The sequence below is a fragment of the Pseudomonas maumuensis genome (genome assembly GCF_019139675.1).
GTDB classification, from domain to species: Bacteria; Pseudomonadota; Gammaproteobacteria; order Pseudomonadales; family Pseudomonadaceae; genus Aquipseudomonas; species Aquipseudomonas maumuensis.
Genome location: NZ_CP077077.1, coordinates 5,235,267 through 5,248,406, shown reverse-complemented (window position 1 = coordinate 5,248,406; position 13,140 = coordinate 5,235,267). Strand labels below are relative to the sequence as shown.

Genomic DNA, 13,140 nt, shown 5'->3' with positions numbered 1-13,140 from the left:
CTAGATTAGAGGTGGAAGCGCCCGACCAGCCCTTGCAGATGCGTTCCAAGCCGCGCCAGTTCGACGCTGGAGCTGGCGGTCTCTTCACTGGCTGCCGAGGTTTGGTCGGAGATGTCGCGCACGTTCATCACGCTGCGGTTGATCTCTTCCGCCACGGCGCTCTGCTGCTCGGCGGCGGTGGCGATCTGCTGGTTCATCGACTGTATCGACGACACGGTGCGGGTGATGGTGCCCAGCGAATCGCCGGCGCGGCGGGTCAGTTCCACGCTGCTGTCGGTCAGGGCGCGACTGCTGTCCATGACGCCGGCCACGCGTTCGGTGCCATTCTGCAGGCTGGCAATCAGATCTTCGATTTCTTCGGTGGACTGCTGGGTCCGCTGGGCCAGGCTGCGCACTTCGTCGGCGACCACCGCGAAGCCACGGCCTGCCTCGCCGGCGCGAGCCGCCTCGATGGCGGCGTTGAGCGCCAGCAGGTTGGTCTGCTGGGCCACCGATTTGATCACATCGAGCACACTGCCGATCTTGTCGCTCTCGGCCTTTAGCTGGTTCATCGCTTCGCTGGAGTTGACCACTTCGCTGGCCAGACGCTCGATCTGGCTGATCGCCTCGCCCACTACCTTGTCACCTTCGCGGGCCTGCTGGTCTGCCATCAGTGCCGCTTCCGAGGCCTGTTCGGCGTTGCGCGCCACTTCCTGGACGGTGGCGGCCATTTCGTTCATGGCGGTGGCGACCTGGTCGGTCTCGACCTTCTGGTTGTTGACCCCGGCGCTGGTCTGTTCGGTGACCGCCGACAGTTCCTCGGCGGCGCTGGCGATCTGCGTCACGCCGTCGCCAATGCCGCCGATCAGCTCGCGTAGGCTTTGGGTCATGCGCTGCATGCTCGCCTGCAACTGCCCCAGTTCGTCGCGGCGATTGGCCTTGAGGTCCTGGCGCAGGTCGCCGCTGGCTACGCGCTCGGCGGCGGCGAGGGTCTGACGCAGGGGCACGATGATCTGCCGGGTAATGGTAAAGGCGGCCAGCACCCCCAACAGCAACGCCAGGGTCGTGGCACCGGCCAACAGGGTCTTGGCCTGCTGAGTGCCCTGGTCGCGCACGGTGGTTTGCGAAACGGTCATTTGCTGGCTGGCGTCCAGCAGCACCTGGCCCTGTGCGGACATGCGCGTCAACGCTTGCTCGCTGGCGGCCTGGGCGTTACCGAACTGGTTCACCGCGTCGCGGTAGGCGGCCAGCGCGCTGGCGGCGTCGTCCAGGCTGGCGGCGAACTCGGCCGGGAGCCTGGTGGGCAGGGCCTTGAGCACGGTCAGGGCCTGGTCGATGGCGGTGAGCGCGGTCTCTTGGAATTCGGCCTTGGCGCTGTAGGTGTAGCCGCGTACCTGGAAGCGCGCCTGCTGCAGCAGCGCCGCGACCTGTACGGCCTCCTGGTACTGCTGGATGTCCCCGCCCTGCAACAGGCGCTGCTGGACCTTGCCGATCAGGTCGGCGGCCTTGTCGGCGCTGTCGCCCAAGGTGCCGCGGCTGGCCTCGCGGCGCTGGCCGGCCTGCCTGAGCTCGGCGAAGGCTTGCTGGTACTGGCGTACGGCATCCTGTTGCTTGTCCAGGCGCTGGCGGTCGGCGGAAAGTTCAATCTGGCCGAGCATCAACTGCACCTGGCGCTCGAGGTTGCCCAGAGCCTTCTCCAGGTCGGCCACGGCGGCGGCGTCGCGGTTGCGTTCGTAAGCCAGGCGGGCGAGACGCAAGTCCTGGGTGTACTGGTGGATCACCGAGATGTTGCCGAGCTTGTCGCCACGGCTGGTGACGCTGTCGATGCCCAGCCAACCTGTAAAGGTGATACCGAGGGTGAGCAGCAGTACCAGGCCGAAGCCGATTCCCAACTTGCGATTGACGCTTACATTTCCCAGTGACTGGGCAAACCAACGGTACATAGACGACTCCCCGGCGCGCGGCAGTGCGGATTATTGTTTTGTTGCATAGGGCATCGGCGCACGGCGGGGAAACTTGATGAGAAGAAGCTGACTGGATTGTCAGAAAATTCGCGAAAGCATGGCCGTTACGGCCGTCTCCACGCGTAGGATCCTATCCCCCAACTGCACAGGTGTCAGGCCAGCCTTGGCCAGCAGCTCAACTTCGTAGGGGATCCAGCCACCCTCCGGGCCGATCGCCAGGGTCACCGGGCCGTCAACAGCCCGTGGGCAGGCGGGGTAGGGGCCAGGGTGGCCGACCAGGCCAAGGGTGTCGGCGGCGATGGCGGGCAGGCGATCCTCGACGAACGGTTTGAAGCGCTTTTCGATGATGACCTCGGGCAGCACGGTGTCGCGGGCCTGCTCGAGCCCAAGGATGAGGTTCTCGCGAATGCTCTCGGGGTTGAGGAAGGGCGTCTGCCAGAAGCTTTTCTCGACCTTGTAGCTGTTGACCAGGATCAGCCGTGGCACGCCCAGGGTGGCGACCGTCTGGAACAGCCGACGCAGCATCTTCGGACGCGGCACCGCCAGCACCAGTGTCAGCGGCAGCTTGGCGGGTGGTGGCTGGTCGAAGGCCACCTGCAGTTCAGCTTCGTGATGTTCGAGGCGCACTACCTCGGCCTTGCCCATCAGGCCGTTGACGCGGCCTACGCGCAGGCTGTCGCCCACCGCCACGCGGTGGATCTCTTGCATGTGGGTGAAGCGGCGATCAGCCAGGACAACGCGGTTGGCCGACGTGAAGTCGGCCTCTTCAAGGAGCAACAGGTTCACGGTTGGGTCGCAGGCGGCTGGTCGTTGTGGTCGTTGCCGGTTTCTTCATGCGCGTGGCTGCGCTTGCGAATCAGGCTGCCGCACAGCACGCCGACCTCGAACAGCATCCACATGGGCACGGCCAGCAGGGTCTGGGAGAAGATATCCGGTGGGGTGAGGATCATGCCGACCACGAAGCAGCCGATGATTACGTATGGGCGGATCTTCTTCAGGTACTGCACGTCGACCACGCCGATCCATACCAGCAGCACTACCGCCACCGGGATCTCGAAGGCGACCCCGAAGGCGAAGAACAGGGTCATGACGAAGTCGAGGTAGCTGGAGATGTCGGTCATCATCGACACGCCTTCGGGAGTGGCGCTGGCGAAGAAGCCGAAGATCAGCGGGAACACCAGGAAATAGGCGAAGGCCATGCCGGCGTAGAACAGGAAGATGCTCGACACCAACAGCGGGATGGCGATGCGCTTCTCATGGCGGTACAGGCCGGGGGCAATGAAACCCCAGATCTGCTGGAGGATGAACGGGATCGCCAGGAACAGCGAAACGATCATGGTCAGCTTGAACGGCGTCAGGAACGGCGAGGCCACGTCGGTGGCGATCATTGTCGCGTTGGCCGGCAAGTGCTCACGCAGTGGCGCCGAGACCAGGGTGTAGATCTGCTGGGCGAAGGAGAATAGCCCGGCGAAGATCAGGAAGATGGCGGCGACGCAGCGCAGCAGGCGGGTGCGCAGCTCGGTCAGGTGCGAGACCAGCGGCATCGGCTGGTCGGTTTCCGGATTCTCGCTCATGGGGCTCGCGGCGGTTGTGGCGGTTCGGAGGGTGGGGCTGCGGCCGGCTGCGCGGGCGCAGCGTCGGCAGGCGTGGCGGGTGTATCAGCGTTTGCCGGTGGCTGTGTGGGCGGCGTCAGCGGATTGAGGATGCGCTTGGCCTCCTGCTCCATCTGCAGTATGTGCTCGTTGTGCAGCTGGCGGCGGATGTCGTCGGCGCCAATCTCGCGCTCGACCTCCATCTTTATCGCGTTGAAGCTGTGCTTGAGGCGACCGATCCATAGCCCGGCAGTGCGCGCGGCACCCGGCAGGCGCTCGGGGCCGAGCACCAGCAGGGCGACGAGGCCAACGAGCAGCAGCTCGCTGAAACTGATGCCGAACATGGGTCAGTCTTTCCGCTGCGGCTCTTGGACCGGCTGGGCCTGGCCCTCGATGGTGTGGCCCTGGGCCTGCTGGGCGGTGTTCTGCACCGGCGGAACCGGTTGCGCCGGCGGCGGGGTCGGTTCGGCGGGCTTGGCTTCTTCTTCGTTCATGGCCTTGCGGAAGCCCTTGATCGATTCGCCCAGGTCGCTGCCGAAGTTCTTCAGTTTCTTGGTGCCGAACACCAGCACCACGACGACCAGCAGGACGATCCAGTGTTTCCAGTCAAAAATACCCATTTCGTACTCCTGAAAAATGTATGTCAGCCGGGGCCGGCGCTATTGCGGGGCTAGCCCGCTCCTACAAATGTGTGCGGTCAGGCCTGGGGCTGACGGGCGGCCTTCTCGTCATGGCCGGAAAGGCCGAAGCGGCGCTCCAGTTCGTCGAGCACCGTTTGGGGATGCTGGCCCAGCGCGCTGAGCATGACCAGGCTATGAAACCACAGGTCTGCGGTTTCGTAGATGACATCGCTGTAATCCTTGCTGACGGCAGCATCCTTGGCGGCAAGGATGGTCTCGATGGACTCTTCGCCGAGCTTCTCGAGGATCTTGTTCAGGCCCTTGTGATGCAGGCTGGCCACGTAGCTGCTGTCGGGCGCCGCGTGCTTGCGTTCTTCCAGCACCTCGGCGAGGCGGTCTAGCGTGTCGCTCATGTCAATGCCCTGCGCTATAGATGGCGTCCGGATCCTTGAGGACCGGATCGACGATTTTCCACTGGCCGTCTTCGAACACGCGATAGAAGCAGCTTTCGCGACCGGTATGGCAGGCGATATGGCCCAGTTGCTCGACCATCAGGATGATCACGTCGGCATCGCAGTCCAGGCGCATTTCGTGCAGTTTCTGCACATGGCCCGACTCTTCGCCCTTGCGCCACAGCTTGCCCCGCGAGCGCGACCAATAGATGGCGCGATGCTCGGCGGCGGTCAGGGCGAGGGATTCACGGTTCATCCAGGCCATCATCAGCACGCGCCCGGTCTTGTGGTCCTGGGCGATCGCCGGTACCAGGCCATCGCTGTTCCACTTGATCTCGTCCAGCCAGTCTTTCATCGTCGACTCCAAACCGGGCCCGCTCCCGTACCGGGCCCCTGTGCGCTAGTGTGCCAGCCAGCGGCGCGGCTGGCTATCGGCGCACGATCAGGTACAGGCCCGCTGCCAGCATCAACCACGCGGGCCAGGCGGCCGGGGCGCTGAGGCTGACCGCGCCGGCCGCCAGGGTGGCGCCACCGCCGAGCAGGCCGGCACCAAGCAGGCGCAGCGCCCAGTTATCGCCGGCGCGGCGCCGTTCGGGCAGTTGCGGGTCGTGCAGGTGCGGTTGCGACAGCCGTTCGAGCAGGTCGCGGGTCATGTCGGCCAGGTGCGGTAGTTGCTCGGCCTGGCTGTAGAGGTTGCCGATTACCGCCTTCGGGCTCATGCGCTCGCGCATCCAGCGTTCGAGAAACGGCTTGGCGGTGCTCCACAGGTCCAGGTCGGGGTAGAGCTGACGACCCAGGCCTTCGATATTGAGCAGGGTCTTCTGCAGCAGCACCAGTTGTGGCTGGACTTCCATGTTGAAGCGCCGGGCCGTCTGGAACAGGCGCATCAACACCTGGCCGAAGGAGATATCCTTGAGCGGTTTTTCGAAGATCGGCTCGCACACCGTGCGGATCGCCGCTTCGAACTCGTTGACCTTGGTCTGCGCCGGTACCCAGCCCGAATCGATGTGTAGCTGGGCCACGCGGCGGTAGTCGCGCTTGAAGAAGGCAATCAGGTTGCGGGCCAGGTAGTCCTGGTCCTCGGCGGTGAGGCTGCCGACGATACCGCAGTCGATAGCGATGTATTGCGGGCTCCACGGCTTGACCGTGCTGACGAAGATGTTGCCCGGGTGCATGTCGGCGTGGAAGAAACTGTCGCGGAACACCTGGGTGAAGAACACCTCGACGCCGCGCTCGGCCAGCATCTTCATGTCGGTGCGCTGGTCGGCCAGCGTCGCCATGTCGGTGACCGGCACGCCGTAGATGCGCTCCATCACCAGCACCTTGGGCCGGCAGAAGTCCCAGTAGACCTGGGGCACGTACATCAGCTCGGAGCCTTCGAAGTTGCGCCGCAGCTGGCTGGCGTTGGCGGCCTCGCGCAGCAGGTCGAGCTCGTCGTAGATGGTCTTTTCGTAGTCGCCGACGATTTCCACCGGATGCAGGCGACGGGCATCGGCCGAGGCGCGCTCGGCGGCCTTGGCGATCAGGAACAGCCAGGCCAGGTCCTGGGCGATGACCGGTTTCAGGCCCGGGCGCACTACCTTGACCACCACTTCCTCGCCGCTCTTCAGGCGTGCGGCGTGTACCTGGGCCACCGAAGCCGAGGCCAGCGGCTCAACGTCGAAACGGCTGAACACCTCGCCTACCTTGGCGCCGAGTTGTGCTTCGATCAGCGCCACGGCGTGCTGCGGGTCGAACGGTGGCACGCGGTCCTGCAGCAGCATCAGCTCGTCGGCGATGTCGGTGGGCAGCAGGTCGCGGCGGGTGGAGAGCAACTGGCCGAACTTGATGAAGATCGGCCCCAGGTCCTGCAGCGCCAGACGCAGGCGGGCGCCGCGGCTCAGCTCCAGGGGCTTGCGCGGCAACCAGCGCCAGGGCATCAGCAGGCGCAGGCTGGCCAGCCACCAGGGCAGCAGGGGTTGTTCGAACAGCAGGTCATCGAGGCGGTAGCGGATCACGACGCGCTGGATGCGCAACAGACGGCGGACGGCGAGCAGCTTCATGCGTTATCGCTGGTATCAAGAGTGTGGGCGAGGCGGCGCAGGCGTGCCTCGATGCGTTCGATATCGACCTTCAGCGCATCGAGCTCGCTGAATGCCGCTTCGGCTTCGCGTTTGCCGACCAGGGTACGCGATTCCTCGGCCAGGTACTCGGAGAGATTCTCGCCGAAGCGGGCCAGGCCCTGGCGGGTCCAGCGCGCGCGCAGGCGCAGGTGGCCGGCGATCAGTGCGGTGGGGACCGGCCCCAGCCAACGCTGCAGCTCGTGTTCCCAGTCCAGCTCCAGGTCCTGCAGGATGCCGAACAGGTCGAGCAGCACGGCGCTGTCGCCATGCAGCTCGACCTGCGGGCTGTGCAGCACCGCGGTCTTGTCTTTGGCCAGCGCCAGCTGCGCCAGGCGCCCGGCGGGGGCGCGCAGGGTGCAGTCGACCTCGCTTTCCCAGTGGGCGGCGAGCATCAGGCCTTCCTCGTCGGGCAGCACGAACAGCTTCAGGGCCGGCTGCACGCAGTCGATCTCGATCACCTTGCCTTCCAGCGCCGCCAAGCGCGGGAGGGCGGTGCTGTCCAGGCGCAGGACACGGTTGAGCCCGTGCTCGACGCTGGCGAGCAGGCCGGCCAGGAGCATCAGGGCTTGATCCCCCGATGCACGGCGACGATGCCGCTGGTCATGTTGTGGTAGGTGACGCGGTCGAAGCCGGCCTCGACCATCATGCTCTTGAGCGTTTCCTGGTCGGGGTGCATGCGGATCGATTCGGCCAGGTAACGGTAGCTTTCCGAGTCGTTGGTGATGAGCTTGCCGGCCAGCGGCATGAAGGCGAACGAGTAGGCGTCGTAGGCCTTGGACATCAGCTTGTTGGTCGGTTTGGAGAATTCCAGGATCAACAGGCGGCCACCGGGCTTGAGGACGCGCAGCATGGAGCGGATGGCCGCATCCTTGTGCGTCACGTTGCGCAGGCCGAAAGCGATGGTCACGCAGTCGAAGTGGTTGTCCGGGAACGGCAGCTTTTCAGCGTCGGCCTGGACGAATTCGATATTGCCCGACACACCGCGGTCGAGCAGGCGGTCGCGGCCGACCTTGAGCATCGATTCGTTGATGTCGGCCAGCACCACCTGCCCGGTCGGGCCGACCAGGCGCGAGAACTTGGCGGCCAGATCGCCGGTGCCACCGGCGATGTCCAGCACGCGGTTGCCGCTGCGCACCCCGGACAGCTCGATGGTGAAGCGCTTCCACAGGCGGTGCATGCCGCCGGACAGCACGTCGTTCATCAGGTCGTACTTGGCGGCCACCGAGTGGAACACCTCGGCGACTTTCTTCGCCTTCTGGCTCTCGGGAACGTCCTGGTAGCCGAAGTGGGTGGTGGGTTCGGCGTGGTCGCCTTTGCGCTGGTCGGTCATATCGCTTCACCAGAAAAAAATTACGGCCATTCTAGGGGCTACGGGCGGATTTGTCTTGGCGGGGTGTGTCATGCAAAGGGGGCGGGCATAATGGCGATTATGTCTTCATACCCAGGATCACCCGCATGACCCAGATCAGCGTCGAACGCAAACACACCCTCGGCCGTGAAGCCGCCCGCGCCAAGGCCGAGGCGCTGGTGGACAAGCTGACCCGCGAATACGACCTCAAGGCCAGCTGGAACGGTGATCGCGTCGATGTGAAACGCAGCGGCGCCAACGGCAGCGTGCATATCGGTGAGGACACCATCCGCGTCGAGCTCAAGCTGGGCATGATGCTGGCGATGATGAGCGGCACCATCAAGGGCGAGATCGAGCGGGCGCTGGACAAGGCGCTGGCCTGAGGCTTGTAGCAATCTCGTGGGTGCGGGCTTGCCCCGCTCCCCAGCAAACACCGTGTGACCGCACCTTAGGGTGAGGATTCTAATTTTTCCGCCTACCTTCACGCTCAAGCCCTACCACCCCGGGCAGTTCCTCCCTCCCTTAAATGAGCATGAGGTGCAGAGCATGGCCAAAGTGAATCTCAAGCAGAAAGACGACGCCCAAGGCAGCACGCTGGGCGAGGTGCGCGGCTACGCGCGCAAGATCTGGCTGGCGGGCATCGGTGCCTACGCCCGTGTCGGCCAGGAAGGCTCCGACTATTTCAAGGAGCTGGTGAAAGCCGGCGAAGGCGTCGAGAAGCGTGGCAAGAAACGCCTCGACAAGGCTGTCGAAGCCGCCAATACCCAGATCGACGAAGCCACCCAGGAAGTCACCCGCGTACCGGGTCGGGTCGAAGCGCAGCTGGACAAAATCGAACGTGCCTTCGACGCCCGTGTCGGTCGCGCCTTGAATCGCCTCGGCATTCCGTCTAAACATGACGTTGAGGCGTTGTCCATCAAGCTTGAACAGCTGCACGAGCTGCTCGAGCGCGTCGCGCACAAACCATAAGGAGAGCAGGATGGCTGGCAAGAAGAACACCGAGAAAGAAGGCAGCTCCTGGATCGGCGGAATCGAGAAGTACTCCCGCAAGATCTGGTTAGCTGGCCTGGGTATCTACTCCAAGGTCGACCAGGATGGTCCGAAGCTGTTCGATTCGCTGGTGAAGGACGGCGAGAAAGCCGAGAAGCAGGCGAAGAAAACCGCCGAAGACGTGGCCGAAAGCGCCAAGTCGTCGACCAACTCGCGAGTGTCGGGCGTGAAGGATCGTGCGCTGGGCAAGTGGAGCGAGCTGGAGGAAGCCTTCGACAAGCGTCTGAACAGCGCCATCTCGCGCCTGGGCGTGCCCAGCCGCAATGAGATCAAGGCCCTGCACCAGCAGGTCGATTCGCTGACCAAGCAGATCGAGAAACTGACCGGTGCCTCGGTCACGCCGATCTCCAAGGCCAGCGCCAGCAAGACGGCCGCCAAGCCATTGGCCAAGGCGGCCGCCAAGCCTGCGGCCAAGACCGCTGCGGCAAAACCTGCGGCGAAAACCGCAGCCGCCAAGCCTGCAGCCAAGCCTGCAGCGGCAAAACCTGCGGCCAAGCCGGCTGCGGCGAAAAAGCCGGCCGTGAAGAAAGCGGCACCGGCCAAACCTGCGGCAGCCAAGCCCGCCGCACCGGCGCCTGCCGCCACCGCAGCCCCGGCACCGAGCGCGGCGCCGGCCAGCAGCACCCCGTCGGCACCGGTGAACGCGGCCACCCAGGCCTGATACCGGGTCGCACTCATCGCGGGGCAAGGCCGCTGCCACGAAGCCTGCATAGGGCTCGTGGCAGCGGGCTTGCCCCGCGATCGTTTCAGCCTTCCAGATACCTCATTGCCAACTGCTCCGCCGCCATGCGCGCCGGGGCCTGCAGGTGCGGCGCCACCAGCATCATCACCTGGTACACCACCACGCCGACATCGCCCTCGCGGCCAAGCACGCGCTGATAATCAAGCGAGCACATCAGAGTCAGGGTGATCTGTTCCACCAACTGCCCCAGTGCCTGGGTCTCGCTGGTCACCTGGCCCTGGCCCTTGAGACTTGCCAGCAACGCGGCCAGGGTGCGCTTGAGGGCGTTGATCAGGCTGCGCATGCCCCGCGCCAGCTTGGGCAGGCGCCCGGTCAGGTTGGACAGGTCCTGGAACAGGAAGCGGTACTGGGCCATGCGCTCGACGATCAGGTGCAGGAACAGCCAGTAGTCCTCGGCGTCCAGGCGTACGTCCAGCGGCGGGTCGAGCAGCGGCATCAGTTGCTCTTCGAAGCGTTCGAACAGGCCGATCACCAACGGCTCCTTGCCGTGGAAGTGGTAGTACAGGTTGCCTGGGCTGATCCCTAGTTCGTTGGCGATTTCCAGGGTCGAGACGTTGGGTTCGCCCTGGCGATTGAACAGCTGCAAGGCACATTCGAGGATACGGTCGCGGGTCTTCATCCGATCAGCGTGCCAGTACGTAGCTGCCGGGCGCGGGGCCCAGCGGTGGATAAGTGCTGTTGCCCAGCTCGTCGCGTGGCGTCCTGAGCGTGCCGGAGCGCTGCTCTATCCATTCCAGCCACAGGGGCCACCAGCTGCCGTCGCGGCGTTGGGCGTCGTGGAACCAGGCCCGCGGGTCGCTGGAGAGCTTGGGGTTTTCCAGGTAGTAGGCCTTGGGGTTGCCAGGCGGGTTGATGATGCTCTGGATATGGCCGCTGTTGGCCAGGATGAAGCGGCGGTCGCCGCCGAGCAGCAGGGCCGAGCGGTACACCGCGTCCCAGGGGGTGATGTGGTCGTTGCTGCCGGCCACGGTGAAGCTGTCCAACCCGACCTGGGTGAGGTCGATAGGTGTGCCGCACACCTCCAGGCCTTCGGGGAAGGTCAGCGGGTTGAGCTTGAAGAAATCCAGCAGGTCGCCGTGCAGCGCAGCCGGCAGGCGCGTGCTGTCGGCGTTCCAGTACAGGATGTCGAAGGCCGGCGGCGTCTTGCCCATCAGGTAGTTGTTGACCCAATAGTTCCAGATCAGGTCGTTGGGGCGCATCCAGGCGAAGATCCGTGCCACCTCGCCGCCGTCGAGTACGCCGCGCTGGTAGGAGCGGCGCTTGGCCGCCTCGATGGTCTGCTCGTCGGCGAACAGGCTGGCGGGGCTGTCGAACTGGCTGTCGAGCAGGCTCACCAGGTAGGTGGCACTGCGCACCTTGCGCAGCTGCTTCTTCGCCTGCAGGTGGCCTTGCAGCGCGGCCATGGTCAGGCCGCCGGCACAGGCGCCCATCAGGTTGGGGTCGCGGCTGCCGCTGATGCTACGGCAAGCGTTGAGCGCCTCTTCCAGGGCCTGCACATAGCTGGATAGGCCCCACTCGCGGTGGCGTGGGTCGGGGTTGCGCCAGCTGACCATGAACACCTGCAGGCCCTGCTTGAGCATGTACTGGACGAAGCTGTTGGTCGGGCCCAGGTCGAAGATGTAGAACTTGTTGATCTGCGGCGGCACCACCAGCAGCGGTCGGGCGTACTGTTTCTCGCTCATGGGCTTGTACTGGATCAACTCCAGCAGCTCGTTGCGAAACACCACTGCGCCCGGTGTGGCCGCCAGGTTGCCGCCAACCTCGAAGGCCCGTTCGTCCACCTGCCGTGGTAGGCCGTCGTTGTGGCGCAGGTCGTCGAGCAGGTGGCTGACACCGCGCAGAAGGCTCAGGCCGCCGGTGTTGAACAGTTCCTTGACCGCCAGCGGGTTGAGCAATGAATTGCTGGGCGCGAAGGCGTCGCTGACCAGGTTGAACAGAAACTGCGCCCGGGCCCGATCGTCGTCGGCCAGGCTGCTTTCCTCGATCCACAGGCGCGTCTGCTTCTGCCAGGCGAGGTAGGCCTGCAGGCCGCGGCGGTAGAACGGGTTCTGGCTCCAGGTCGGGTCGCTGAAGCGGGCGTCCCGCGGGTGGGGTTGGTAGGTGCTGTCGCCGATCAGCACGCGCCCCAACTGGCCGCCCAGGCTCAGCAGGTGATGCGCGGTGTGCAGTGGATTGCGCAGGCCGATCCGGCCGACCTGGCGCAGGGTCGAGAACAGGTCGCGACCGCGCAGGCCGGTGATGGCGTTCTGCACGTTCATGCTCGTGGCGGGGACCGGTGTCGATCCTCTGGCCGGTTTGTCCTTCATGCCAACACTCCTTCGTCAGATCCATTTCCGCGTTGGCCTTGATGCGGGTAAAGCCAGCCCTGCAGGTTCGCATCACCTGCCTGGGGTGCCCGCAAAGGCCCGTGCTGACGCAATAAAAAGCCTTCCTACCCCCGTGCCGCTGGCCGAGGGTGCATGACCGCGCGTTGGCGTTCTTGCTCGAGGAATTTCATGATGATCGGGGCGACGGCCTCGGCCCGGGTGATCAGGAACAGGTGGCCATCATCGATTATGTGTAGCTGGGCATTGGGAATCCGCCAGGCCAGCAGGCGCATGTTGATCAGCGGGATCAGCGGGTCGTCGTCGCCGGCCAGCACCAGGGTGGGCTGGTGGATCTTGTGCAGCCAGTGGATGCTGGTCCAGCCAAGGCCGGCGAACAGTTGCCAGTAGTAGCCCAGCTTGCCGCCCGAACGTACCTTCGAGGCATGGTGCATGGCCAGCTCCGGATCCCGGCGAAAGCCGCCACCATAGATAAGCGGCGCGATGCGGATCACATGGGAGGGCTGCACGTAGCGCCGTGGGCTGGCCATCATCCACAACACCTTGGGCTTGCCGGGCACCATCACCGCGCCTGCGGCGGTGGCGGCCAGCACCAGTTTCTTACAGCGCTCGGGGTAGTCGTGGGCGAACTGCTGGGCCAGGGCGCCGCCCCAGGACACGCCGATGACATTGACCTGGCCGTAGTCCAGGTAGTCGAGCATCCTTGCGGTTAGCTTGGCCAGGCCGGGAAAACGGTAGGGATGGCGAGGCGTGGACGAGCCGCCCACCCCGGGCACGTCGAAGGCGATGACCTCCAGGTCCGGGTCCAGGGCCTCGATAAATGGAAACACCAGCTCGAGGTTGGCGCCGATGCCGTTGAATATCAGCAGCGGCGTCAGGTGTGGCTTGCCCGGGCGGACCGCAGTGCGGATGGACTGGTCGTCCAGCTCGACGGTCCTGAAGATGTACGGTTGCGGCATGCGCGTGA

At 65.0% G+C, this 13,140-nt stretch carries 16 protein-coding genes and 1 pseudogene; 3 read left to right on the top strand and 14 right to left on the bottom strand.

Features of this window, described 5'->3' with window-relative positions:
- Window positions 1–5: 5 nt before the first annotated feature.
- The 11 genes and pseudogenes from KSS90_RS26020 to ubiE all read right to left on the bottom strand — a co-directional run bounded on the left by KSS90_RS26020 (window position 6) and on the right by ubiE (window position 8,039).
- Window positions 6–719, bottom strand: coding sequence for a methyl-accepting chemotaxis protein (locus KSS90_RS26020; RefSeq protein ID WP_437180102.1), 714 nt, complete (start codon window positions 717–719; stop codon window positions 6–8).
- A 141-nt stretch (window positions 720–860) separates the two neighbouring features.
- A pseudogene (locus tag KSS90_RS26015) lies at window positions 861–1,922 on the bottom strand (methyl-accepting chemotaxis protein); the annotation flags it as partial.
- A 99-nt stretch (window positions 1,923–2,021) separates the two neighbouring features.
- A complete protein-coding gene (locus KSS90_RS23455) occupies window positions 2,022–2,729 on the bottom strand; it encodes a 16S rRNA (uracil(1498)-N(3))-methyltransferase (protein WP_217867463.1) in 708 nt (235 codons plus the stop codon).
- Entirely contained in the window at window positions 2,726–3,517 is a 792-nt protein-coding gene (gene tatC, locus KSS90_RS23450) for a twin-arginine translocase subunit TatC (RefSeq protein ID WP_023632588.1), read from the bottom strand. The genes KSS90_RS23455 and tatC overlap by 4 nt, the downstream gene beginning before the upstream one ends.
- A complete protein-coding gene (tatB, locus tag KSS90_RS23445; RefSeq protein WP_217867462.1) occupies window positions 3,514–3,879 on the bottom strand; it encodes a Sec-independent protein translocase protein TatB in 366 nt (121 codons plus the stop codon). The genes tatC and tatB overlap by 4 nt, the downstream gene beginning before the upstream one ends.
- A 3-nt stretch (window positions 3,880–3,882) precedes the next feature.
- Entirely contained in the window at window positions 3,883–4,155 is a 273-nt protein-coding gene (locus KSS90_RS23440; RefSeq protein WP_217867461.1) for a twin-arginine translocase TatA/TatE family subunit, read from the bottom strand.
- A 77-nt stretch (window positions 4,156–4,232) separates the two neighbouring features.
- Window positions 4,233–4,568, bottom strand: coding sequence for a phosphoribosyl-ATP diphosphatase (locus KSS90_RS23435; RefSeq protein ID WP_217867460.1), 336 nt, complete (start codon window positions 4,566–4,568; stop codon window positions 4,233–4,235).
- Between the two features lies 1 nt (window position 4,569).
- The gene (gene hisI / locus KSS90_RS23430) at window positions 4,570–4,962 is read right to left on the bottom strand and encodes a phosphoribosyl-AMP cyclohydrolase (protein WP_023632585.1); all 393 of its coding nucleotides are present in this window, start codon (window positions 4,960–4,962) and stop codon (window positions 4,570–4,572) included.
- Between the two features lie 73 nt (window positions 4,963–5,035).
- Window positions 5,036–6,649 (bottom strand): ubiquinone biosynthesis regulatory protein kinase UbiB, encoded by a 1,614-nt coding sequence (gene ubiB / locus KSS90_RS23425; protein WP_038706931.1) that lies wholly within the window; start codon window positions 6,647–6,649, stop codon window positions 5,036–5,038.
- Window positions 6,646–7,269, bottom strand: coding sequence for a ubiquinone biosynthesis accessory factor UbiJ (locus tag KSS90_RS23420; protein ID WP_217867459.1), 624 nt, complete (start codon window positions 7,267–7,269; stop codon window positions 6,646–6,648). Before KSS90_RS23420 ends, ubiB begins: the two co-directional genes overlap by 4 nt.
- Window positions 7,269–8,039: a bifunctional demethylmenaquinone methyltransferase/2-methoxy-6-polyprenyl-1,4-benzoquinol methylase UbiE gene (gene ubiE, locus KSS90_RS23415; protein ID WP_023632556.1), complete on the bottom strand. Its 771-nt coding sequence runs from the start codon at window positions 8,037–8,039 to the stop codon at window positions 7,269–7,271. Before ubiE ends, KSS90_RS23420 begins: the two co-directional genes overlap by 1 nt.
- Before the next feature lie 125 nt (window positions 8,040–8,164).
- On the opposite strand from ubiE, the gene KSS90_RS23410 reads away from it, so the two are divergent.
- The 3 genes from KSS90_RS23410 to KSS90_RS23400 all read left to right on the top strand — a co-directional run bounded on the left by KSS90_RS23410 (window position 8,165) and on the right by KSS90_RS23400 (window position 9,768).
- Window positions 8,165–8,440 (top strand): polyhydroxyalkanoic acid system family protein, encoded by a 276-nt coding sequence (locus KSS90_RS23410; RefSeq protein WP_217867458.1) that lies wholly within the window; start codon window positions 8,165–8,167, stop codon window positions 8,438–8,440.
- Window positions 8,441–8,603: 163 nt separating this feature from the next.
- Window positions 8,604–9,026, top strand: coding sequence for a phasin family protein (locus tag KSS90_RS23405; RefSeq protein WP_023632554.1), 423 nt, complete (start codon window positions 8,604–8,606; stop codon window positions 9,024–9,026).
- A gap of 10 nt (window positions 9,027–9,036) precedes the next feature.
- Entirely contained in the window at window positions 9,037–9,768 is a 732-nt protein-coding gene (locus KSS90_RS23400) for a phasin family protein (protein ID WP_217867457.1), read from the top strand.
- 85 nt (window positions 9,769–9,853) lie between these two features.
- Here KSS90_RS23400 and KSS90_RS23395 read toward each other — a convergent pair whose 3' ends face one another.
- The 3 genes from KSS90_RS23395 to phaZ all read right to left on the bottom strand — a co-directional run bounded on the left by KSS90_RS23395 (window position 9,854) and on the right by phaZ (window position 13,132).
- Window positions 9,854–10,468: a TetR/AcrR family transcriptional regulator gene (locus KSS90_RS23395; protein WP_046853913.1), complete on the bottom strand. Its 615-nt coding sequence runs from the start codon at window positions 10,466–10,468 to the stop codon at window positions 9,854–9,856.
- A 4-nt stretch (window positions 10,469–10,472) separates the two neighbouring features.
- A complete protein-coding gene (gene phaC / locus KSS90_RS23390) occupies window positions 10,473–12,155 on the bottom strand; it encodes a class II poly(R)-hydroxyalkanoic acid synthase (RefSeq protein ID WP_217867456.1) in 1,683 nt (560 codons plus the stop codon).
- A gap of 125 nt (window positions 12,156–12,280) precedes the next feature.
- Window positions 12,281–13,132, bottom strand: a complete 852-nt coding sequence (phaZ, locus tag KSS90_RS23385; protein WP_028688364.1) for a poly(3-hydroxyalkanoate) depolymerase — start codon at window positions 13,130–13,132, stop codon at window positions 12,281–12,283.
- Window positions 13,133–13,140: the final 8 nt, after the last annotated feature.